Consider the following 22,757-nt stretch of genomic DNA (forward strand, 5'->3'; position numbering starts at 1 on the left):
TAACCTGTGGTACTATCACGCACCGAAACCTACTCCACTCCTGACCCAAGAGCACTGCCATGGAAATCACCGAATCGCGTCGGCTTTATCAACAACTGGCCGCAGAGTTTAAACAGCGCATCGAGTCCGGCCTCTACCCGGTGGGCGATAAGCTGCCGGCGGAGCGCTATATCGCCGAGGAGATGAATGTCAGCCGCACCGTGGTGCGCGAGGCGATCATCATGCTGGAGGTGGAGGGGTATGTGGAGGTGCGCAAAGGCTCCGGCATCCATGTGGTCTCCAACCAGCAGCGCCATCTGGTGACGCCAAGCAGCGACCTGGAGTTCGCCAGCGTCGGCCCGTTTGAGCTGTTGCAGGCGCGCCAATTGATTGAGAGCAACATCGCCGAGTTCGCCGCCACCCAGGTGACCAAGCAGGACATCGTACGGCTGATGGAGATTCAGGAGCACGCCCGCCAGGAGGATCGTTTCCGCGATTCGCAGTGGGATTTGAAATTCCATGTGCAGGTGGCGCTCGCCACCCAGAATGGCGCGATGGCGACCATCGTCGAGAAGATGTGGAGCCAGCGCGTGCAGAACCCCTACTGGCTGAAGCTGCATGAGCACATCGATGACAAGTCGATCGAGAGCTGGTGCGAGGATCATGACCAGATCCTGAAGGCACTGGTGCGCAAAGATCCGCACGGGGCCAAGCTGGCGATGTGGCAGCACCTGGAGAACACCAAGCAGATGCTGTTCCACGCCACCACCGATGACTTTGAGTTCAACGTTGACCGCTACCTGTTTACCGAAAATCCGGTGGTGCACCTTGAGAGCCACCTCGGCCTGCCGAAATAACCTCCCCTGAAAACCGGCCACTGGCCGGTTTTTTTGCCAGTTATGTCAAGATGTGTAAATCCGCCCCGCCTTTTCGATCGGTTAATACAATGGAATGTAAACCTGTCCGATCAATCCTCATTACCGCTGTCTCGCTCTGACGGTTTTTGTTACAGTTAGACCACTTTTTTTACCCGATTTTGCTGTTGATGAGGCCGATAACGGTAAGTTGCAGAATAATCTCGGGAAACATCGCCCTGTGGCTGGCTCCCCGCTTCCCCCATATTGAGCTGGCCATCAATGCAGGACAGGATGTGCTGCGCCTCCCGGGCTGACAGTAATAAATAGAGTTTCCGGAACCAACGCATGGATATCATCAAAGAGCTGCTGCATGCCCTCTGGCACCAAAATTTTGAGTTACTTGCCGATCCGACCCTGGTATGGGCAATCTACATTTTGCTGTTTTTGATCCTTTTTCTGGAGAATGGCCTGTTGCCCGCGGCTTTCCTGCCGGGCGACAGCCTGCTGATTCTGGTGGGGGTGCTGATCGCCAAAGGCACCATGGACTTCCCGCTGACGCTACTGGTGCTCACCTCCGCCGCCAGTCTGGGCTGCTGGCTGAGCTACATCCAGGGGCGCTGGCTTGGCAACACCCGGCTGGTGCAGAGCTGGCTGGCGCACCTGCCCGCCCACTACCACCAGCGGGCGCACAACCTGTTCCACCGCCACGGCCTCTCCGCACTGCTGGTGGGCCGCTTTTTGGCCTTTGTCCGCACCCTGTTGCCGACCATCGCCGGCCTCTCTGGCCTCAGCAACAGCCGTTTCCAGTTCTTCAACTGGGTGAGCGGCTTCCTGTGGGTGGTGATCCTCACCACGCTCGGCTTTATCCTTGGCCGGACGCCGCTGTTTTTACAATATGAAGATCAATTGATGTTCTGCCTGATGATGCTGCCGCTAGTGCTGCTGGTGCTGGGCCTGATTGGCTCGCTGGTGGTGCTGTGGCGCAAAAAGCAGGGCAGTGCGGATAAAGGAAATCCCCTATGAAACGCTTTCTCCCCTCTTCCGCCCTGCGCTGGCGGTGGCTGGCTGGCCTGATGCTGGCCTTTGCCGTGCTGGGGCTGCTGGCGCTGCCGCGCGGTGCCAGCCAGGAGAGCGCCCTGACCATTCGCCCCGAGCGGCGCGGCCAGACGCTGCCGGACGGCTTCTTCGTCTACCAGACCCTTGACCAGCGCGGCATTCGCATCAAGAGCATCACGCCGGAGAATGACACGCTGATCATCCGCCTCGCCTCGCCGCAACAGCAGCAGCAGGCGCGTGAGGCGCTGTCGTTGATTTTGCCGCAGGGCTACACGGTCGGGCTGCGCGCCGTGGCCGCCGAGCAGGCCTGGGTCAAAAAGCTGGCCCTCGATCACTTGCGGATCGGCTAGCTTCCCCCCTCCCATTACGCGCCGCCCGGCGCGTTTTTTTTGCCCGCCTGCACAAAACTTTTCCGAAAAAGCCTGTTTTTTTGGGGGGATGCGAATTTCAGGTCTATGCTTACCAGTGTGGCGGTAAACCCTGTATCCGCCCCCGGCGGCAACGTGCCGCTACCCTGAGAAGGAAACCGGATCATGACGTTTCGCACTTCACTGGCTCTGCTCCTTACCCTGCCGCTGCTGGCGGGCAGTTGCGCCGCGGCGATCAACGAGACCTGCGACAGCAAGGCACAGGCGATCGAGCAGCAGCTGGCGCAGGCGCGCCAGCAGGGGCAAACCGAGCGCGTCTCCGGCCTGATGAAGGCGCTGACGCAGGTGAAAGCCAACTGCACCGCCCAGACGCTGGAGGCGGACAAACAGCGCAAGGTGCGTGAGTACGAGCAGGAAGTGGCGGAACGGCAACAAGATTTAAGGGAAGCACAGGCCAGCGGCGATAAGGACAAGATCGCCGTGCGCCAGAAAAAACTGGAAGAGGCGATCGCTGAGCTGCGCGCCGCCGGGGAGTAGCCGGAGGGACCTGAGCCCCCTTTCGTCCCCTCTTCAACGCCGCGGCGGCCTGTCTGTCAGGCCCTGTGGATTGGCGCGCCCACGGCCATCTCTATGTTCATACCGTCCTGTAAACGAAGGAGTTACCGATGGCAAAAGATTACACCACGGAAAATTTACGTGCCGAACTCAAGTCGCTGGCAGACACCCTGGAAGATGTGCTGCGCTCCTCCTCCGAGAAGCCACTGGCGGAGTGGGATCGTCTACGCAGCAAGGCGGAAGGTGCGCTGAAGGATACCCGCGTGCGCCTGAGCGACACCGGTGACCGTCTGGCCCACCAGACCAAAGAGATTGCCAGCCAGGCTGATACCTACGTCCACAAGAACCCGTGGAAAGGCATTGGCATCGGCGCCGCCGTCGGCGTGATTGTCGGCGTCCTGATTTCGCGTCGATAACTATGGCGGATTATCAGAAACCTGAATCCCAGGGCCCCGCGAAAGGGGTCCTGGATGTTGCGCACCGTGTCACCACCACCCTGGTCGGCCTGATCGAAACCCGGGTGAAGCTGGCGGTGGTAGAGCTGGAGGAGGAGAAATCCAATCTGGTTCAACTGCTGCTGATGACCGGTATCTCCCTGATCCTACTGGTCTTCGGGCTGGTGAGCCTGCTGGTGCTGATCTTCTGGGCGATTGACCCGGACTATCGCCAGACCGCGCTCTGGATCGCCACGGCGGCACTGCTGGTACTGGGCGGTGGTTTGGCCATCTGGACGCTGGTAAAAGCCAAGCGCTCCACCCTGCTGGGGGCCACCCGGCGGCAGTTGCAGATTGACCGCGCCATGCTGGAGAAGAAGATCCCATGAGCCGTCCCCAACTGGAACGCGAACGTGAGAAGCAGCGCCTGCTGGCGCTGATCCAGCAGCAGCGCATGGATCTCACCGTCGGCTGCGAACAGTGGCTGGAGGTGACCGCGCCCTATGACCGCGGCTGGATCAAGCTGATGGGCATGAAGAAGTACCTCGCCATTGGTTCGAGCCTGATGGCGGTCTACACGGTACGCCACCCCAACAAAGTGGTGCGGCTGGTGCGCCGTGGCCTTGGCATCTGGGGCACCGTCAAGCTGGTTCGCAATACCCTCTCCCCACGGTAGCCCGGCGCTACCGTTTTTTTCCCTGCCAACACTTGTTCAATTTTTTTGAGTTTTTACGGCAATTTTATCAGCTTACTTCTTTTTCCTGACTCCCCTACACTCCTCTCCATCGACCACACACACCGCCACACAGCGCGCCATTCGCGGGCTGGGGCAAAAAAAATCGGCTGGCCGCCAGGGCGAACCAGCAAAATGACTGAGGATAAGATGATGAAGAAATTAGAAGATACTGGCCTGCTGGTTGCACGCATCCTGATGCCGATCCTGTTCATTACCGCTGGCTACGGCAAAATCGGTGCCTACGGCGCGACCCAGCAATATATGGAGAGCATGGGCGTGCCCGGTTTCATGCTGCCGCTTACCATCCTGCTGGAGTTCGGCGGCGGCCTGGCCATCCTGTTTGGCTTCCTGACCCGTACCACGGCCTTCATCACCGCCATCTTTACCGTGCTGACGGCGCTGCTGTTCCACAGCAACTTCGCCGATGAGATGAACCAGATGATGTTCATGAAGAACCTCTCCATCGCCGGCGGTTTCCTGGTGCTGAGCGTGGTCGGTGCCGGTGGCTTCAGTCTGGATGCGCTGCTGAAAAAACGCGGCCTGTTTTCCGGCTCGGTAAGCCGCGCGTAATTCACTACACTTACCCTATCAGGGGGCGGGCGCAGTCAGCACCCGCCCCTCTTTTTTTAGCCACGTAAGGAGATACCCATGGGACAGCTCGTTGACGGCGTCTGGCAGGACACCTGGTATGACACCAAATCGACCGGCGGCCACTTCAAGCGCTCCGCCTCGCAATTCCGCAACTGGGTGACGCCGGATGGCGAGCCGGGTGAGCATGGCCGCGGCGGCTTCCGCGCCGAGCCGGATCGCTACCACCTCTACGTCTCGCTGGCCTGCCCGTGGGCGCACCGCACCCTGCTGATGCGCAAGCTGAAGGGGCTGGAGACGCTGATCCCAGTTTCCGTGGTGCACCCGCTGATGCTGGAGAATGGCTGGACTTTCGGCGATGACTTCCCCGCCGCCACCGGTGACGATCTCTACCAGTTCAACTACCTCTACGAGCTATACCTGAAGGCGCAGCCTGACTACACCGGCCGCGTGACGGTGCCGGTTTTGTGGGACAAGCAGCAGCAGACCATCGTCAGCAATGAGTCCGCCGACATCATCCGCATGTTCAACAGCGCCTTTGACGCGGTGGGCGCGCGCGCCGGTGACTACTACCCAGTGGCGCTGCGCAATGAGATCGACGATCTCAACGCCTGGATCTATGACAAGGTGAACAATGGCGTCTACAAGTCCGGCTTTGCCACCAGCCAGGAGGCCTATGACACCGAGGTCGCGGGCGTGTTTGAGGCGCTGGAGCGGCTGGAGCAGATCCTCAGCTTCAAGCGCTACCTGACCGGCAACCAGTTGACCGAGGCCGATCTGCGCCTGTGGACGACGCTGGTGCGCTTCGACCCGGTCTACGTCACCCACTTCAAGTGTGACCGCCACCGCCTGAGCGACTTCCCGAACCTGCATGGTTTCCTGCGTGATATCTACCAGCTGCCGGGCATTGAGGAGACGGTCAACCTCGACCACATCCGCCACCACTACTACCGCAGCCACAAGACCATCAACCCGAGCGGCATCATCTCCATCGGGCCGCAGGGCGATCTACTGGCCGAGCACGGGCGCGACCAGCGCTTCGGCAGCGAGGAGCATGAAGAGGAAGAGAACCTGTAGCCAGCCGGGGCGGCTGGCCAGCGGGGATTATTGCAGGTGGCTGAACAGCTTGGGGATTTCGCGCAGCATCCAGGCTTTCGCCTCACCCATGCTGTCACGCCGCCAGGCCATGATGATGTCGGTCTCGCGGTTGTACTCGGCGCTCACCACCCGCAGCCGGCCGGCAGCGATATCCTGCTCAACCATCGGGTAGGGCATGGTGGCGACGCCAAGGCCATCAATCAGTGCCTGACGCTTTTCGCCAATGGTGGAGACCGTCAGGCGCTGCTGTTTGTCCAGCAGCTGCACCGTCAGCACCGGCCGCTCGCGGGCGGTGTCCGCCACCGCAATGCCGCGGTACTTGACGCGGGTGATCTCTGACAGCGGCTCCGGCTCCTGATGGATCGGGTGGTCGGGCGCCGCGACGTAGACGCTCATCAGCGTATAGAGCTTGCGGCTGTTGATCTCGGATGAGGAGCGGAAGTGCATGTCCGGCGCGATAACGATGTCGGCGCGCCCCTGCTCCAGCCGCTCCCACGCCCCGGCCAGCACTTCGGTCAGCAGCGACACCTGGGTATTGGCCTTCTGCGCCAGCCGCTCCACCAGCGGGAAGAGTTGGGTAGCGGGCGAGAGCGCCTCGCACACCACCGTCAGGTGCGTCTCCCAGCCGCGCGCCAGCGCCTCGGCATCGGTGGTCAGTTTGTCCGCCGCCTCCAGCAGCACCCGGCCGCGCTCCAGCAGCATCCGCCCGACATTGGTGAATTTGGTGCGGTGGCCTGAGCGGTCAAACAGCACCACGTCCAGCTCCTCCTCCAACTTCTGCATGGTATAGCTCAACGCCGACGGCACGCGCCCCAGCTCATCAGCGGCGGCGGCGAAACTGCCGCGGCGGTCTATTGCATCCATTACTCTCAACGCTTCTAGCGTCAACGCCCGGTCTTTGGCCATGGTGGTTCTCTGTCAGGATTTTTGAATATACCCACCAGATTAACTGGCTAACAATCCGCCGTCCAGACGCTTACCATTTAGCTATCGAATAACGCGAGCCAAACGTCATGATTACTTGCAGAACAGCCAAACAGTGCGGGAAAGCGGACTTTGGCTGGCTCAAAGCCCGCTACACCTTCTCTTTCGGCCACTATTTTGATCCCTCGCTGATGGGCTATGCCTCGCTGCGCGTCCTGAATCAGGAGGTGCTGGCACCCGGCGCGGGCCTGCAACCACGCGGCTACCCACGGGTGGATGTGCTGAATGTTATCTTGCAGGGCGAGGCGGAGTACCGCGACAGCCTCGGCAACTGTCTGCGCGCCAAGGCTGGCGAGGTGCTGCTGCTGTCGGCCCAGCCGGGCATCACCTACAGCGAGCAGAATCCCGGTACCCGGCCGCTGACGCGGATGCAGCTCTGGCTGGACGCTTGCCCGGCGCGCGTCAATGACGCGGCGCAACAGCTGACGCTGCGTCATCGCCCCTGCCAGTTGTTGGCGTCGCCGGATGGCGCGCAGGGCAGCCTGCAACTGCGCCAGCAGGCGTGGGTGCACCACATTGACCTGGCGGCCGGTGAGCGCCACACCCTGCGCCTGCATGGCCCACGCGCCTACTTGCAGTCGATCCACGGCGAGGTGCAGGCCATTGGCCATGATGGGCAGGCGCGACAGCGGCTGGCCTGCGGCGACGGGGCCTTTATCTGTGAGGAGCCAGAGCTGACGATTGTGGCAGACAGTCCGCTGCGCGCGCTGCTGATTGATCTGGCGGAATAACCGGTTTTGCCGGCTGCGACCACGGCAGCGGGCGATTGCACGACCCTACACACAGCAACACCAAAAAAGGGCGCCTGAGCCGTGCCTGATAAGCAAAAAGCCCGGATCAGTTTCCTGATCCGGGCTTTTCTATATGGAGTGGAGTTGACCGGTAAGCCGGGTTCTGTCGTGGACAGTCATTCGTCTAGGCCAGCAATCGCTCACTGGCTCAAGCAGCCTACCCGGGTTCAGTACGGGCCGTACCATGCGAACCCCTATTTGGCCTTGCTCCGGGTGGAGTTTACCGTGCCACGGTCTGTTGCCAGCCGCGCGGTGCGCTCTTACCGCACCCTTTCACCCTTACCTGATCCCGCTTGCGCAGGCCATCGGCGGTTTGCTCTCTGTTGCACTTGTCGTAGGCTTACGCCTCCCAGGCGTTACCTGGCACCCTGCCCTATGGAGCCCGGACTTTCCTCCCCTCCACCTGTCTCCTCCGAAAAGGACGGCAGTGAAGCGGCGACTGTCTGGTCAACTCCGGCGCGCATATTAGGCGGTTTCGTCCTGAATGTCACCCTCTTGTTGCGCCAACGCATGGCGATAGAGGGAATTTTTCTTCACGCCGTGGATCTCGGCCGCCAGCGCCGCGGCTTTTTTCAGCGGCAGCTCCTTCTGCAACAGCGCCAGCGTGCGCAGTGCCTCGGCTGGCAGCGCCTCCTCATCGGCCTTGTGGCCCTCGACGATCAGCACCATCTCGCCCTTGCGGCGGTTCTCATCCGCCTGCACCCACGCCAGCAGCTCCGCCACCGGCGCGCCGTGGATCGACTCCCAGGTCTTGGTGATCTCACGCGCCAGCACCACATAGCGATCCGCGCCCAGCACCGTGACCATGTCGGTCAGGCTGTCAATCAGGCGGTGGGTGGACTCATAGAAGATCAGCGTGCGTGGCTCCTCCACCAGCGCCTGAAGCGCGTCTTTGCGCCCCTTGGTCTTGGCGGGCAGGAAGCCCTCGTAGCAGAAGCGGTCAGAGGGCAGGCCAGCGGCGGAGAGCGCGGCAATCGCCGCACAGGCACCCGGCAGCGGCACCACGCGGATGCCAGCCTCGCGGCAGCGGCGCACCAGATGGTAGCCGGGGTCGTTGATCAGCGGCGTGCCAGCGTCGGAGACCAGCGCAATGCTCTGGCCCTCCTGCAATTTCGCCAGCAACAATTCAGCCTTCTGCTGCTCATTGTGGTCATGAAGTGCGAAGAGCCGCGCATTTATTGCAAAATGTTGTAACAGCAGGCCCGTATGGCGCGTATCCTCGGCAGCCACCAGATCCACCCCCTGAAGCACGGCCAGGGCGCGCTGGGTAATGTCACCCAGATTGCCGATCGGGGTGGGCACCACATAAAGCGTTGAGGCAGAAATCACTGCCTGATCGTGTTGATTCATTGTTTAGTCCGGAATGCCGATTTAATATTGAGCATCTTGAAAAAACATCACTGGATACAGCATGCTTTTCTCTCATGTCGTTCGTCCCCGCAAAGGGCGCTTTGTGCCTGTTCTGTTGGCAGCCCTGATCGCGGCGGGCTGTCAAATGCAGGCGCCCCAAACCACCCCACCCGTCAATATCCAGGACGCGGCCACCGCCAGTTCTGACTACTACCTGCAACAGATGCAGCAAAGCAGCGATGATAACAAGGCTGACTGGCAATTACTTGCCATTCGTGCCCTGCTGAATGAGAAGAAGCTCCCGCAGGCGGCGGCCCAGCTCGGCAGCCTGCCCGCCTCCCTCAGTGATGTGCAACGTCAGGAGCAGCAACTGCTGACCGGCGAACTGCAACTGGCGCAGGGCGATGCGGCCACCGCGGCCACCACGCTCGGTACCCTCAATCCCAAGGGCCTGTCGGCCAACCAGCAGGCGCGCTACTATCAGGCGCTGATTGGCGCCAACCGCAACCAGCCGGGCCTGCCGCTGATCCGCGCCTATATCGCGCAGGAGCCGCTGCTGACCGGTCAGGCGCATCAGGACAACATCGACCAGACCTGGATGGCGCTGGTGCAACTGCCGCCGCAGGCGTTCAACTCGCTGGTAATCAACGCCGACGAGAACGTGTTGCAGGGCTGGCTGGATCTGTTGCGCCTCTATCAGGACAACAAGCAAGACCCGGATCTGCTGAAGGCCGGTATCCGCGACTGGCAGACCCGCTACCCACAAAACCCGGCGGCCAAGACGTTGCCAACGCTGCTGAATCAGGTATTGAACTTCCAGCAAGCCTCTACCGCACGCATCGCGCTGCTGCTGCCCCTCAGTGGGCAGGCGCAGGTGTTTGGCGATGCCATCCAGCAGGGCTTTATGGCAGCGCAGAATGGCCTACAGGCGACACCGGCCGCCGCACCGGCCCCGGCGGCTACCGAGGCGGCCCCTGCCGCCCCGGCTGACCCAAATGCGGTGGTCAGCCCCTCCGCGCCACCGGCTGAAACCGCCGCGCCAGTAGAAAGCGCACCCGCGCCTGCCCCGGCACCGGTCGCCGCCCCTGCGGCCTCAGTGAAGGTGTATGACACCAACGGCCAGTCGCTGCCAGCCCTGCTGGCACAGGCGCAGCAGGATGGCGCGACGCTGGTGGTCGGCCCGCTGCTCAAGAGCAATGTCGAGCAGCTCGCTACCGCCCAGACCCCGCTGAACATTCTGGCGCTCAACCAGCCGGAGACGGTGACCAACCTGCCCAACCTCTGCTACTTCGCGCTCTCGCCAGAGGATGAGGCACGCGACGCGGCGCGCCATATCTGGTCACAGCACAAACAGATGCCGCTGATTCTGGCACCGCGCGGCACGCTGGGCGATCGCATCGCCAAAGCCTTTGCCGACGAGTGGCAGAAACAGGGCGGCCAGACCGTGCTGCAACAGGGCTTCGGCTCCAGCGCCGAACTGAAACAGGCTATCAATGGCGGCGCGGGCATCCGCCTGACCGGCACCCCGGTAGCCACCGCGCCAGCGCAGCCTGCCCCGAGCGAGCAAGGCGTGACCATCGGCGGCATCACCATCCCGGCCCCGCCGACCGATGCGCAGATCGCTGGCGCGGCCGCGCCGTCCGGCAACGTGGACGCGGTTTACATCATCGCCACGCAGGATGAGATGACGCTGATCAAGCCGATGATTGACATGTCACGCGGCTCACGCAGCGGCGTCGCCCTCTATGCCAGCTCACGCAGCTATCAGGCTGGGGCTGGCCCGGACTACCGTCTGGAGATGGAGGGGCTGGAGTTCAGCGACATCCCGCTGCTGGCGGGCAGCAACCCACAACTGATGCAGCAGGCCAGCGCGCAGTTCAAGAGCGACTACTCGCTGGTGCGCCTCTATGCCATGGGCATGGACGCCTGGTCGCTGGCTAACCACTTCGCTGAGATGCGCGGCATCCCTGGCTTCCAGCTGGCGGGGACGACCGGCGGCCTGAGCGCCAACAGTGACTGCGTCATCCATCGCCAGCTGCCGTGGTTGCAGTACCGCCGCGGCTCGCTGGTGCCGGCGGGCTGACCCCGCCTGCCACGCGATTCACCCATCGCATTGTGACCGGGGCCGCTAACGTGCTATTGATAGCGGCTCCGGCAATTGCCAGGAGGCCCGATGAGTGCCACGGAGAGCCGGAAGACCGGTACCCAGTATGAGCAGCAGGCGCGCCGCCACCTTGAGCGGGCTGGCCTGCGTTTTGAGGCCGCCAACGTCACCGTGCGCGGCGGGGAACTGGATCTCATCATGCGTGACCATGCCACCTGGGTGTTTGTGGAGGTGCGCTACCGGCGCAACGCGGCCTTTGGCGACGCAGCCGACAGCATCACCCGGCAGAAGCGCCAGCGGTTGTTGTATGCTGCCCGCGTCTGGCTGGCGGGGCGGCAGGCCAGTTTCGATACCGCGCCCTGCCGCTTTGACGTCGTGGCCATCACCGGTGAACACCTGGCGTGGCTGCCCAATGCCTTCACGGCGGAATAACACCATAACCGGCGATCCCAGCCGGATACTTACTGATTGGATTAACTGACGTGCTGGAAAGAATCAAAGCCTGCTTTACCGAAAGCATCCAAACCCAGATCGCGGCGGCCGAAGCGCTGCCCGACGCCATCTCCCGCGCCGCCATGACGCTGGTGCAATCGCTGCTGAACGGCAATAAGATCCTCTGCTGCGGCAACGGCACCTCCGCCGCCAATGCCCAGCACTTTGCCGCCAGCCTGATTAACCGGTATGAGACGGAGCGCCCCAGCCTGCCAGCCCTCGCCCTGAGCGCCGACAACATTGTCCTGACCGCCATCACCAATGACCGGCTGCATGATGAGGTCTACGCCAAGCAGGTACGGGCGCTCGGCCAGACCGGCGACGTGCTGCTGGCCATCTCGACCCGTGGCAACAGCCGCGACATCGTTAAGGCGGTGGAGGCGGCAGTGACCCGTGACATGACCATCGTCGCCCTGACCGGCTATGACGGCGGTGAGGTGGCGGGCCTGCTCGGCCAGCAGGATGTGGAGATCCGCATCCCCTCCCACCGCAGCGCACGCATTCAGGAGATGCATATGCTCACCGTGAATTGCCTGTGCGATCTGATAGACAACACCCTGTTTCCCCACCAGGACGATTAAGGAGCATCCATGAAGGTTCGTTTACTGGCAACGCTGTGCGCTGCCCTGCTGCTGCAAGGCTGCGTTGGCGCGGTCGTGGTTGGCAGTGCGGCTGTCGCCACCAAGACCGCCACTGACCCCCGTACCGTGGGTACGCAAGTGGATGACGAGACGCTGGAAGCGCGTGTCGGGAATGCGCTGGCGAAAGACCAGCAACTGAAGAAAGAGGCGCGCATCGTCGCCACGGCATACCAAGGCAAGGTGCTGCTCACCGGCCAGGCCCCGACCACCGATCTGGCGGCGCGCGCCAAGCAGATCACCATGGGCGTGGATGGGGCGCAGGAGGTCTACAACGAGATCCGCCAAGGGACGCCAGTCAGCCTTGGCACCGCCTCTGCCGACACCTGGATCACCACCAAAGTGCGTTCGCAGCTGCTGACCAGCGACTCGGTGAAATCCTCCAACGTCAAGGTGACCACCGAGAACGGCGAGGTGTTCCTGCTGGGTCTGGTCACGTCGCAAGAGGGGCAGTCCGCGGCCCAGATTGCCAGCCAGGTCAGCGGCGTCAAGCACGTCACTACCGCCTTCACCTACGTCAAGTAATCCCCCCGTGGGCGCGCCGCGCCCACGCTTTCCCCGTTACAAATTATGCTGCCGCAGGAAACCTTCACCGCCCATCTGGCGCATCTGGCGTAAAATCCACTGCTGGCGCTGCCGCACATAGGCGGAGGGGGCGCTTACCTTGAACTGGTGCGGGTTGGGCAGTACCGCCGCCAACAACGCCGCCTCGGAGGCCGTCAGTTGGCTCGCCGGTTTGTGGAAGTAGGTGCGGGCGGCCTGCTCAACGCCAAACACGCCATCACCCAGCTCAATGATGTTGAGATAGACCGTCAGGATGCGCCGCTTGGTCCAGATAAGCTCAATGCCGCCCGTCAGGCCCGCCTCCAGCCCTTTGCGCAGCCAACTGCGCCCATCCCACAGCAACAGGTTCTTGGCGGTCTGCTGCGACAGGGTGGACGCGCCGCGCAGACTGCTGCCGCGACGGGCGTTATGGTCAAGCGCCGACTGGATCGCGGCCACGTCAAAGCCCCAGTGCTCCGGGAACTTCTGGTCTTCCGCCGCCATCACTGCCAGCGCCATCATCGGGGCAATCTCTTCCATCGGCACCCAATCTGAGTGGGCGACATAGTCTGTGTTGCCGGAGAACCACGCGCTGAGCTGGCGCTCAACCATTACGGCAGAAAATGGAACCGGTAGAAAAGAAAACACTACAATCAGGCCCAGCCACAGTGCGATCAGGGAAAAAATTGCCCGCCGGACAAGTGCTAACCAGGATAATCTCTGCTTTTTATGGTCTCGCGGCCACATAATCACACACCTAAAATACGTGTTAATAGCTTATGAATTCCATGTGAAACATTTTCAACATCCTGGTCGCCCAGAAAACCGGGCGTGGAAATGACTCCCTGCTCCTCATCCACCACGATGTCATCTGCCGGACATATCACTGCTTCTCCACCCAATTCATCAATCAGTTCGGCGTGGTCGGGATCGTTCCCCAAGGTAATGCGTACTGGCGATCCGATCAGTAGGGGTGCCCATAAGGCGCTTTTCCCTATAAAGGCAATTGTTTTATGTTGCTTATGTATTTTTTGCAACTGGTCAGCAACACTATCAATTTCTTGGGTAGAATTTGCGCTATTTAATCGCCCATTCTTGTAAACCGGTACACTGTTAGCTGACAAAATAATAATCCCATCCAGCTCAAATTGATCAAATTTAGCCGGGTCATTTAGGGGGTCGGAGGTCAGTCCAGTTACGGTTTTTCCCACGGAAAGCGCACTATTTTCTTCAACCAAAAAATCCCCTTTATTAACAATGGCTTCATTTAAAATAAACAAGAGGAAATCGGCTTTCTCCGGCGCTATTTTCAGGGCATTCAGGGTAATTATTGCTTCAGACTTTTCATTTTCATCGAGAAAATGCGTTCCACAGAACAGCACGCCAATCCTTTTCATCTCGCGCCTCCGAAATTTCTTAAAACAACTGCTTGAAGTTTTGTATGAATAAAGACTAATCTACATCACAGATTTTAATGATTCCTTTAACAACTGCTCAGCCTTTTGCTATTGTTAGGAAGCAGTAAAAATTTGTTGTGAAAGATTACCAAGACCTGCGATAACGCAACCCCTCTGACAATAATCGCGTGGGTTACCGATTTCCCTGGTGTTGGCGCAGTATTCGCGCACCCCGGCCTAGGCTGGGGTCATTTTTTTTATGACCCCTATCGCCGCCCGTTACTCCTTCTCGGCTTCCGTCACCCAGTCACGCAGCACCTGCACATCGTGCATCCACTCCTGTTTCAGCTCATCGACCCAGTCCTGCACGTTGTCCCACCAGGCAGGCAGCGAAGGCGTCTGGATCTGCTGCGCCAATTGCTGCAAGTGCTTCAGCCCCACGGAGCCAGCCGCACCCTTGATCTTGTGCGCCTCCTCGGCGATCCCCTTCTGGTCGCGGGCGGTCATGTTGGAATCCAGCACCGCCAGATAGCCCGGCATCATCTGTTCGAACATCTCCAGACTCTGGTGAATCAGCTGTGGGCCGACCAGATCCATGTACTGCTCCAGCATCGGTAGGTCGAGCAATGATTCGTTGGTTTGCATACTCTTTGGCTCCATCTTCTTGCCCGCATGACGGGGCGGGTGATCCCAGAATTGTTTGATCATTGCCGTCAACGCTGGCACAGAGAGCGGCTTGCTCAGCACGTCATCCATCCCGGCGTCGAGGTACTCCCTTTTGTCCTTGAGCACGTTGGCGGTCAGCGCCACCAGCGGCGGCAGCGCGTGGTCAACGTACTGCTCACGCAGGGTGCGCGCGATGTCCAGCCCGGTCATGTCTGGCAGCTGGATGTCCAGTAGCACCAGATCGAACTCGTCTGGCCGGAACATCGCCAGCGCATCGTGGCCATTCATCGCCACCTCCACGCTGTTGCCGAGTTTCTCCAGCACCGAGCGCGCCACCACCACGTTTAGCTCAATGTCCTCCACCAGCAGCACATGCAGCGCTGGCAGCGGCAGCTCATCGCGCTCTTTCTGGGCGGCTGGCTCCTCCTCCACCGCCGGCGCGGCGATGGTCAGGCTGAAGCAGGAGCCCTGCCCCGGCTGGCTACGCACGGTGATGTCGCCGCCCATGCTCTGCGCCAGCCGCTTCGAGACTGCCAGCCCAATGCCGGTGCCGGTGGCCGGTTTGCCGCCGTGCTGGTCTTTCACCTGATAGTACATGGCGAAGATCTTGTCCTGCTCATCCTGCGGGATGCCCATGCCGGAGTCCTCCACCTCAAAGCGCAGGCGCGACTGCCCCTCGTGCCAGACCCGCACCACGATCTGCCCCTGCTGGGTGAACTTCACCGCGTTGCCGATCAGGTTCCACAGGATCTGACGCAGGCGCGTGCCGTCGGTGACCACCTTCTGCGGCAGCGGCAGGTGCGGCTCCATGACGAACTTCAGCCCCTTGGGCTGCACCAGCAGGCCGGAGAGGTTCTCCAGATCGGCCAGGAAGCCAGTGAAGTCCACCGGTTGGTTGTCCAACTGCACTTTGCGGCGTTCGATTTTGTCCATCTCGATGATGTCGTTGAAAATGTTGCCGAGGGTGATGGCGCTGACATGAATGGTCTTCAGGTAGTTGCGCTGCTCCTCGTTCATCTCGGTATCCAACAGGATACGGCTGAGGCCGACAATGCCGTTGAGCGGCGTACGCAGCTCATGGCTGATGGTGGAGATAAAGGTGGTCTTCTCGCGGCTGGCGTTCTCCAGCGCGTCCTGATAGCGCTTGCGCTCGGTAATGTCGCGGCCAAAGCCCATCAGGCCGTGGCGCTTGCCGATGCGGTCATAGAACGGCACCTTGCGCAGCTCAAAGCACGCCTTGCGCCCATCCGGGTAGACCAGCCACTGCTCATAGGTGAGCGAGACGTTGTGGCGGAATACCTTCTCGTCAGTCTCCACCACCTTAGCGGCGATGTCCGGCGTATAGACGTCATAGGGCGTCAGGCCAATCAACTGCTTCTCGCTGCGGCCGGTCAACAGCTCCATCGCCCGGTTACAGCCAGAGAACTCTTTATCCTCATTACGGTAGTAGACCAGATCGGGCGAGGCGTCGAGGAAGGAGCGCAATAGCGCCGACTGCTGGCTCAGCTCGATCTGCGCCTGCTCACGGTGCGCCATCTCCAGTTTCAGCTTGTCCACCACCGCCAGACGCGCCTCCTCCGCCTTGATACGGACGGCGATCTCCTGATTAAGCTGGGCGATGTTCTCCTGCAACTGGTTGTTCAGCTCCAGGTCGCGGTGGCGCATCTCCTCCAGCTTGTCCACCAGCCGCGAGAGCCGCTGGCGCGACTCCTCCAGCTGCTCCACCACCACCGAGAGGAAGTAGACCGCCCACGGCGTGATCAGCAGGCCGAAGAAGATGGAGCGCACCACGTCGATGCTCTCCACCTGGCCGCGCAGCAGCATGGTGACGGCCATCTGGACGATCATCGCCAGCACCACCAGCGCGGATGCCAATAGCAGGGAAAAACGGATCAGGCCCAGTTTCACCATCAGATCCACGTAATACTGGGCCAGCGCCCTGATTTGCTTCATAGCCACTCCAGTCAAACAACATGGCGTAAATCATACCGCAAATCAGCGGCGGCAGGGCGGCAGCGACCGCGGGGAATGCTCAGGCTGGGAGGCAGTACGCAGATTCCCTGCCAGCCAGCGCCGAGCCTTGCCCACCCTCGCGGCGCAGGTAGCGATCCAGCTCCACCAGCGCGCTCCAACGGTTTTCGCACCACAGCGGCGCACAGAGCGTCGGGCGGCGCGCGCTGGCCGACAGGCGGTGGAAGATCACCTCTGGCGGCGTGTGGCGCACCATCTCGCCAGCGGTGGTGACATACTCCGCCAGCGTCAGGGGTGGCAGCCGCCCGGCCTGCCACGCGCGCTCCAGCCGGCTGCCGGTGACGATGTGCAACGGATGCAGCTTCAGCCCCTCCACCCCGGCCTCCACCACGCGCAGCAGGCTCTGTTGCGCCATCGCTTCTGTCTCGCCCGGCAGGCCGACAATCAGGTGACAGCAGACCGGGATGCCCCATGCGCGGGCGCGCTGCACCGTTTCGCGGTAGCAGGCGAAGTCATGGCCGCGGTTGATACGCCGCAGCGTGGCGTCATGGGCGCTCTGCAACCCCAGCTCCAGCCACACCTCATAGCCCCGGTCACGGTAGCCAGCCAGCAGGTGCAGCACCGCCTCCGGCACGCAGTCGGGCCGGGTGCCGACGCACAGCCCGACAATGCTGGCCTGTTGCAGCGCCTGCTCATACTGGTCGCGCAGCCGTGCGATCTCGCCGTAGGTGCTGGTGTAGGCCTGAAAATAGGCGAGGTGGAGGCGCGCGCGGTTGACGTTGGCGGCCTGCGTGGCCAGCTGTGCGGCGATGCTCTGGTGGCGGGCGGCCTCATCGGCAAAGGAGGCGACGTTGCAGAAGGTGCAGCCCCCGCGCCCTAATGTGCCGTCGCGGTTTGGGCAGGTGAAGCCGCCGTGCAGCGTGAGTTTATGCACTTTTTCGCCGAAGCGCTGTTGCAAGTGGGGGCCGAACATATTGACTAATTGTGACAGCTGCATGATCGTGTGGTTATCTCAGAAAAAAGCCAATAGCCTAGCGCGCAATGGCTTTTTGCATGATGACCGTGATCAACCCCCGCCCCGCTGCTGTTTCCCCAGAATAAAAATTCAGGATAAATGAGAATTAATTCACCTTTTGGCTGATGAATTATTCTTATCGGCCTGCCCGGATCATGAGGAAAAATGACAGCATAAAAAACAGACACAAACTACATTCAACAGAACTTTAACAGAATATAATCCTGACAATGTGTTGCGCCCTAGCATGGTGCAGAGATTTGTGGCTTGCACTATAGTGAGTCAGCTCACATTCCACCTCCTGTCGCCACTCCTTTCCCACCCATAAAAAATGTCATTTTTTATTTAAAAAACATTAACTTAACCATTAAAAATCACAAAAACGCATATCTTAAAACCATATTTGACCTACCTGTGCTTTCTCGATAAGTTGGAAGTCCGCTGGAAGCATTCTCGACGAGCCAAGACTCGTCATACTTATGCAGTTATTACAGACTCCCTCATTAAACAAGTCATCACCCACTTGTGAGCACCGTCACAAGAGGCCATCGACGGAGGACGTCAGGCCGGGTTCCACCTGCCAAATTATGCAGGCAACCCCCTGACCGCCGGAGAATCGCTTCTTGCCGTAGGGTGGAAGAGTCACGCAGAGCCTGGGGAGGTTGCTGATATGTTGTACGATAAGTCCCTCGAGAGGGATAACTGTGGTTTCGGCCTGATCGCCCACATAGAAGGCGAACCTAGCCACAAGGTGGTGCGTACCGCCATTCACGCACTGGCCCGTATGCAACACCGTGGTGCAATTCTTGCCGACGGCAAAACCGGCGACGGCTGTGGCCTGCTGTTGCAGAAGCCCGACCGCTTCTACCGCATGGTTGCCGAAGAGCGCGGCTGGCGTCTGGCCAAGAACTACGCCGTGGGCATGATGTTCCTCAGCAAAAATGAGGATGACGCCCGCGAGAGCCGCCGCATTGTCGAAGAAGAGTTGCAGAACGAAACGCTGTCGATCGTCGGCTGGCGTGACGTTCCGACCAACCCGGATGTCCTCGGTGAGATCGCCCTCTCCTCCCTGCCGCGCATTGAGCAGATTTTCGTGAACGCCCCGGCTGGCTGGCGTCCGCGTGACATGGAGCGCCGCCTCTATATGGCGCGCCGCCGTATTGAGAAGCGCATCCAGGACAATGAGTTCTACGTCTGTAGCCTGTCGAACCTGGTGACCATCTACAAGGGTCTTTGTATGCCGGCTGACCTGCCGCGCTTCTACCTCGACCTGGCTGACCTGCGTCTGGAATCGGCCATCTGCCTGTTCCACCAGCGCTTCTCCACCAACACCGTGCCGCGCTGGCCGCTGGCACAGCCGTTCCGCTATTTGGCGCACAACGGCGAGATCAACACCATTGCCGGTAACCGCCAGTGGGCGCGCGCCCGTGCCTACAAATTCAAGACCCCGCTGATCCCGGATTTGCAGGATGCCGCGCCGTTCGTCAACGAAACCGGCTCCGACTCCAGCTCCCTCGACAACATGCTCGAGCTGTTTTTGAGCGGCGGGATGGACTTGGTGCGCGCCATGCGCCTGCTGGTGCCGCCAGCCTGGCAGCAGAACCCGGACATGGACAGCGACCTGCGCGCCTTCTTTGACTTCAACTCGATGCACATGGAGCCGTGGGACGGCCCGGCTGGCATCGTGATGTCCGATGGCCGCTACGCCGCCTGTAACCTCGACCGCAACGGCCTGCGCCCGGCGCGTTATGTGATCACCAAAGACAAGCTGATCACCTGCGCCTCTGAAGTGGGCATCTGGGACTACCAGCCGGATGAGGTGGTGGAGAAGGGGCGCGTCGGCCCCGGCGAACTGATGGTGATTGACACCCGCAGCGGCCGCATCCTGCACTCCGCCGAAACTGACAATGACCTGAAGAGCCGCCACCCCTACAAAGAGTGGATGGAGAAGAACGTCCGCCGTCTGGTGCCGTTCGAAGACCTGCCGGAAGATCAGGTGGGCCGCCGTGAGCTGGATGACACCCTGCTGGAGACTTACCAAAAGCAGTTCGGCTACAGCAATGAGGAGCTGGATCAGGTGATCCGCGTGCTGGGCGAGAATGGCCAGGAGGCGGTCGGTTCGATGGGTGATGATACCCCGTTCGCCGTGCTCTCCAGCCGCCCGCGCGTGATCTATGACTACTTCCGCCAGCAGTTCGCGCAGGTGACCAACCCGCCGATCGATCCGCTGCGCGAGGCCCATGTGATGTCGCTGGCGACCAGCATTGGCCGCGAGATGAACGTCTTCTTCGAGGCCGAGGGGCAGTCCCACCGCCTGAGCTTCAAGTCGCCGATTTTGCTCTACTCCGACTTCAAGCAGCTGACGACGCTGGAGGGCGAACACTACCGCGCCGAGACGCTGGATCTGACCTACGATCCGGCCGAGCACTCGCTGGAGGAGATGATCCACCGCCTGTGCGAACAGGCCGAGCACAAGGTGCGTGACGGCGCGGTGCTGCTGGTGCTCTCTGACCGCGCCATCGCCCCGAACCGCCTGCCGGTGCCGGCGCCGATGGCGGTCGGCGCCATCCAGACCCGTCTGGTGGAGAAGAACCTGCGCTGCGACGCCAACCTGATTGTTGAGACCGCCAGCGCGCGTGACCCGCACCACTTTGCGGTGCTGCTGGGCTTCGGCGCAACGGCCATCTACCCCTATCTGGCCTACGAGACGCTGGCGAAGCTGGTGGACTCCCGTGCCATTGACAAGAATTACCGCGAGGTGATGCTCAACTACCGCAACGGCATCAACAAGGGCCTCTACAAGATCATGTCCAAAATGGGCATCTCGACCGTGGCTTCCTACCGTTGCGCCAAGCTGTTTGAGGCCGTTGGCCTGCACCGCGAGCTGAGCAGCCTCTGCTTCCAGGGCGTGGTGAGCCGCATCGGCGGTGCCAACTTCGGCGATTTCGAGCAGGATCTGCAAAACCTCGCCAAGCGCGCATGGCTGAAGCGCAAACCGCTGGATCAGGGCGGCCTGCTGAAATTCGTCTACGGCGGCGAGTACCACATGTACAACCCGGACGTGGTGGCGACGCTGCAAGCCGCGGTGCACAGCGGCGACTATAACGACTACCAGCAGTATGCCAAGCTGGTGAACGAGCGCCCGGTCTCCACGCTGCGCGATCTGCTGAAGATCACGCCGAACGGCCAGCCGATCCCCGTCGATCAGGTGGAGCCAGCGGAGAACCTCTACAAGCGCTTCGATACCGCGGCGATGTCCATCGGCGCGCTCAGCCCGGAGGCGCATGAGTCGCTGGCGGAGGCGATGAACGGCCTCGGCGGCTTCTCCAACTCCGGCGAGGGTGGCGAAGATCCGGCGCGCTACGGCACCAACAAAGTGTCGCGCATCAAGCAGGTGGCCTCTGGCCGCTTCGGCGTGACGCCAGCCTATCTGGTCAACGCCGACGTGATCCAGGTGAAGGTAGCGCAAGGCGCGAAACCGGGTGAAGGCGGCCAGTTGCCGGGCGATAAGGTGACGCCGTACATCGCCAAGCTGCGCTACTCGGTGCCGGGCGTGACGCTGATCTCCCCGCCGCCGCACCATGACATCTACTCGATCGAGGATCTGGCCCAGCTGATCTTCGACCTGAAACAGGTCAACCCGAAGGCGTTGATCTCGGTGAAACTGGTCTCCGAGCCGGGCGTCGGCACCATCGCGGTGGGCGTGGCGAAAGCCTATGCCGACCTGATCACCATCGCTGGCTATGACGGCGGCACCGGTGCCAGCCCGCTCAGTTCGGTGAAGTATGCTGGCTGCCCGTGGGAGCTGGGGCTGGTGGAGACCCAGCAGGCGCTGGTGGCCAACGGCCTGCGCCACAAGATCCGCTTGCAGGTGGATGGTGGCCTGAAGACCGGCGTCGACATCATCAAGGCCGCGATTCTGGGTGCGGAGAGCTTTGGCTTCGGCACCGGCCCGATGGTGGCGCTGGGGTGCAAATACCTGCGTATCTGCCACCTCAACAACTGCGCGACCGGTGTGGCAACGCAGGATGAGAAGCTGCGCCGCGACCACTACCACGGCCTGCCAGAGCGCGTGACCCACTACTTCCGCTTCATCGCGCAGGAGACTCGCCAGATCATGGCGGAGCTGGGCGTCAGCAACCTGGTTGACCTGATTGGCCGTACCGATCTGCTGACCGCGCTGGAGGGCTTCACCGCCAAGCAGAACAAGCTGGATCTCGCCGCGCTGCTGCAAACCGCCCAGCCGCACCCCGGCAAGGCGCGCTACTGCACCGAGGGCAGCAACCCGCCGTTCGACAAGGGCGTGCTGAACAAGGCGCTGCTGGAGCAAGCCGCGCCGCACGTGGAGAAGCGCCAGAGCAAGACGTTCTACTTTGACATCCGTAACACCGACCGATCGGTGGGCGCGCTGCTCTCCGGTGCCATCGCCGAGAAACATGGCGATCAGGGCATGGCCTCCGACCCAATCACCGCGCACTTCTCCGGCACCGCTGGCCAGAGCTTCGGTGTCTGGAACGCCGGTGGCCTGGATCTGATGCTGACTGGCGACGCCAACGACTACGTTGGCAAGGGCATGGCGGGTGGCCGCATCGCGGTACGCCCACCGGTAGGCTCCGCCTTCCGCAGCCATGAGGCCAGCATCATCGGCAACACCTGCCTGTATGGCGCGACCGGCGGCAAGCTGTTCGCCGCAGGCCGGGCGGGCGAGCGTTTCGCAGTGCGTAACTCCGGTGCCATCACCGTGGTGGAAGGCATCGGCGACAACGGCTGTGAGTACATGACCGGCGGCATCGTCTGCGTGCTGGGCAAAACCGGCGTCAACTTTGGCGCGGGCATGACCGGCGGCTTCGCCTACGTGCTGGACGAAGATGGCGAGTTCCGCAAACGCGTCAACCCGGAGCTGGTGGAAGTGCTGGAAGTTGACCAACTGGCGATCCACGAGGAGCACCTGCGCGGCCTGATTACCGAGCACGTGCAGCTGACCGGCTCCAGCCGTGGTGAAGAGATGCTGGCCAACTGGCCGGTGTGGGCCACCAAGTTCGCCCTGGTGAAACCGAAGTCCAGTGATGTCAAAGCATTGTTGGGTCACCGCAGTCGTTCCGCAGCCGAGCTGCGGGTCCAAGCGCAGTAAGAGG

21 protein-coding genes and 1 other RNA gene are annotated in these 22,757 nt (G+C 61.4%); 15 read left to right on the forward strand and 7 right to left on the reverse strand.

What is annotated here, in order from left to right; translation table 11 throughout:
- The first annotated feature begins 59 nt into the window (after positions 1-59).
- From exuR to C1N62_RS15285, 9 genes are all read left to right on the forward strand, one after another.
- Positions 60-836: a transcriptional regulator ExuR gene (exuR, locus tag C1N62_RS15245; RefSeq protein ID WP_137764431.1), complete on the forward strand. Its 777-nt coding sequence runs from the start codon at positions 60-62 to the stop codon at positions 834-836.
- 345 nt (positions 837-1,181) lie between these two features.
- Positions 1,182-1,859, forward strand: a complete 678-nt coding sequence (locus C1N62_RS15250) for a DedA family protein (protein ID WP_137764432.1) — start codon at positions 1,182-1,184, stop codon at positions 1,857-1,859.
- Complete coding sequence (gene mzrA / locus C1N62_RS15255) at positions 1,856-2,242, forward strand: EnvZ/OmpR regulon moderator MzrA (RefSeq protein WP_137764433.1); 387 nt, start codon at positions 1,856-1,858, stop codon at positions 2,240-2,242. Before C1N62_RS15250 ends, mzrA begins: the two co-directional genes overlap by 4 nt.
- Positions 2,243-2,425: 183 nt before the next feature.
- Positions 2,426-2,797 (forward strand): DUF1090 domain-containing protein, encoded by a 372-nt coding sequence (locus C1N62_RS15260; protein ID WP_137764434.1) that lies wholly within the window; start codon positions 2,426-2,428, stop codon positions 2,795-2,797.
- A 128-nt stretch (positions 2,798-2,925) separates the two neighbouring features.
- On the forward strand, positions 2,926-3,231 hold the full coding sequence (locus C1N62_RS15265) for a YqjD family protein (RefSeq protein WP_137764435.1): 306 nt from the start codon (positions 2,926-2,928) through the stop codon (positions 3,229-3,231).
- A 2-nt stretch (positions 3,232-3,233) separates the two neighbouring features.
- Positions 3,234-3,638, forward strand: coding sequence for a phage holin family protein (locus C1N62_RS15270; protein ID WP_137764436.1), 405 nt, complete (start codon positions 3,234-3,236; stop codon positions 3,636-3,638).
- On the forward strand, positions 3,635-3,925 hold the full coding sequence (locus C1N62_RS15275) for a YqjK-like family protein (protein WP_137764437.1): 291 nt from the start codon (positions 3,635-3,637) through the stop codon (positions 3,923-3,925). Before C1N62_RS15270 ends, C1N62_RS15275 begins: the two co-directional genes overlap by 4 nt.
- Positions 3,926-4,135: 210 nt before the next feature.
- Positions 4,136-4,555: a DoxX family protein gene (locus C1N62_RS15280; protein ID WP_137765032.1), complete on the forward strand. Its 420-nt coding sequence runs from the start codon at positions 4,136-4,138 to the stop codon at positions 4,553-4,555.
- Between the two features lie 78 nt (positions 4,556-4,633).
- On the forward strand, positions 4,634-5,650 hold the full coding sequence (locus tag C1N62_RS15285; protein ID WP_137764438.1) for a glutathione S-transferase family protein: 1,017 nt from the start codon (positions 4,634-4,636) through the stop codon (positions 5,648-5,650).
- A 27-nt stretch (positions 5,651-5,677) separates the two neighbouring features.
- On the opposite strand, the gene C1N62_RS15290 is transcribed toward C1N62_RS15285, so the two are convergent.
- Positions 5,678-6,577: a LysR family transcriptional regulator gene (locus C1N62_RS15290; RefSeq protein ID WP_137764439.1), complete on the reverse strand. Its 900-nt coding sequence runs from the start codon at positions 6,575-6,577 to the stop codon at positions 5,678-5,680.
- 107 nt (positions 6,578-6,684) lie between these two features.
- Here C1N62_RS15290 and C1N62_RS15295 point away from each other — a divergent pair, with 107 nt between their 5' ends.
- Complete coding sequence (locus C1N62_RS15295; RefSeq protein WP_137764440.1) at positions 6,685-7,386, forward strand: pirin family protein; 702 nt, start codon at positions 6,685-6,687, stop codon at positions 7,384-7,386.
- A gap of 136 nt (positions 7,387-7,522) precedes the next feature.
- Here C1N62_RS15295 and rnpB read toward each other — a convergent pair.
- Positions 7,523-7,901, reverse strand: an RNA gene (gene rnpB / locus C1N62_RS15300) — RNase P RNA component class A.
- 10 nt (positions 7,902-7,911) lie between these two features.
- Positions 7,912-8,796, reverse strand: a complete 885-nt coding sequence (rsmI, locus tag C1N62_RS15305) for a 16S rRNA (cytidine(1402)-2'-O)-methyltransferase (protein WP_137764441.1) — start codon at positions 8,794-8,796, stop codon at positions 7,912-7,914.
- A 61-nt stretch (positions 8,797-8,857) separates the two neighbouring features.
- Here rsmI and C1N62_RS15310 point away from each other — a divergent pair, with 61 nt between their 5' ends.
- The 4 genes from C1N62_RS15310 to dolP all read left to right on the forward strand — a co-directional run bounded on the left by C1N62_RS15310 (position 8,858) and on the right by dolP (position 12,555).
- The gene (locus C1N62_RS15310; protein WP_137764442.1) at positions 8,858-10,879 is read left to right on the forward strand and encodes a penicillin-binding protein activator; all 2,022 of its coding nucleotides are present in this window, start codon (positions 8,858-8,860) and stop codon (positions 10,877-10,879) included.
- Between the two features lie 90 nt (positions 10,880-10,969).
- Entirely contained in the window at positions 10,970-11,332 is a 363-nt protein-coding gene (locus C1N62_RS15315) for a YraN family protein (RefSeq protein ID WP_137764443.1), read from the forward strand.
- A 50-nt stretch (positions 11,333-11,382) separates the two neighbouring features.
- Positions 11,383-11,973 (forward strand): DnaA initiator-associating protein DiaA, encoded by a 591-nt coding sequence (gene diaA / locus C1N62_RS15320; protein WP_137764444.1) that lies wholly within the window; start codon positions 11,383-11,385, stop codon positions 11,971-11,973.
- 9 nt (positions 11,974-11,982) lie between these two features.
- On the forward strand, positions 11,983-12,555 hold the full coding sequence (dolP, locus tag C1N62_RS15325; RefSeq protein WP_137764445.1) for a division/outer membrane stress-associated lipid-binding lipoprotein: 573 nt from the start codon (positions 11,983-11,985) through the stop codon (positions 12,553-12,555).
- 36 nt (positions 12,556-12,591) lie between these two features.
- On the opposite strand, the gene mtgA is transcribed toward dolP, so the two are convergent.
- The 4 genes from mtgA to C1N62_RS15345 all read right to left on the reverse strand — a co-directional run bounded on the left by mtgA (position 12,592) and on the right by C1N62_RS15345 (position 17,604).
- Positions 12,592-13,320: a monofunctional biosynthetic peptidoglycan transglycosylase gene (gene mtgA, locus C1N62_RS15330; RefSeq protein ID WP_137764446.1), complete on the reverse strand. Its 729-nt coding sequence runs from the start codon at positions 13,318-13,320 to the stop codon at positions 12,592-12,594.
- A 2-nt stretch (positions 13,321-13,322) separates the two neighbouring features.
- On the reverse strand, positions 13,323-13,970 hold the full coding sequence (locus C1N62_RS15335) for a hypothetical protein (protein ID WP_137764447.1): 648 nt from the start codon (positions 13,968-13,970) through the stop codon (positions 13,323-13,325).
- 279 nt (positions 13,971-14,249) lie between these two features.
- A complete protein-coding gene (gene arcB, locus C1N62_RS15340; protein WP_137764448.1) occupies positions 14,250-16,589 on the reverse strand; it encodes an aerobic respiration two-component sensor histidine kinase ArcB in 2,340 nt (779 codons plus the stop codon).
- 79 nt (positions 16,590-16,668) lie between these two features.
- Positions 16,669-17,604 carry a TIGR01212 family radical SAM protein gene (locus tag C1N62_RS15345; protein ID WP_137764449.1) on the reverse strand — a complete coding sequence of 312 codons (936 nt, stop codon included), beginning with the start codon at positions 17,602-17,604 and terminating at the stop codon, positions 16,669-16,671.
- A 688-nt stretch (positions 17,605-18,292) separates the two neighbouring features.
- Here C1N62_RS15345 and gltB point away from each other — a divergent pair.
- Entirely contained in the window at positions 18,293-22,753 is a 4,461-nt protein-coding gene (gltB, locus tag C1N62_RS15350; RefSeq protein ID WP_137764450.1) for a glutamate synthase large subunit, read from the forward strand.
- The last annotated feature ends 4 nt before the right edge of the window (positions 22,754-22,757 follow it).

The sequence above is a fragment of the Nissabacter sp. SGAir0207 genome (assembly GCF_005491205.1).
Lineage (GTDB): Bacteria > Pseudomonadota > Gammaproteobacteria > Enterobacterales > Enterobacteriaceae > Chimaeribacter.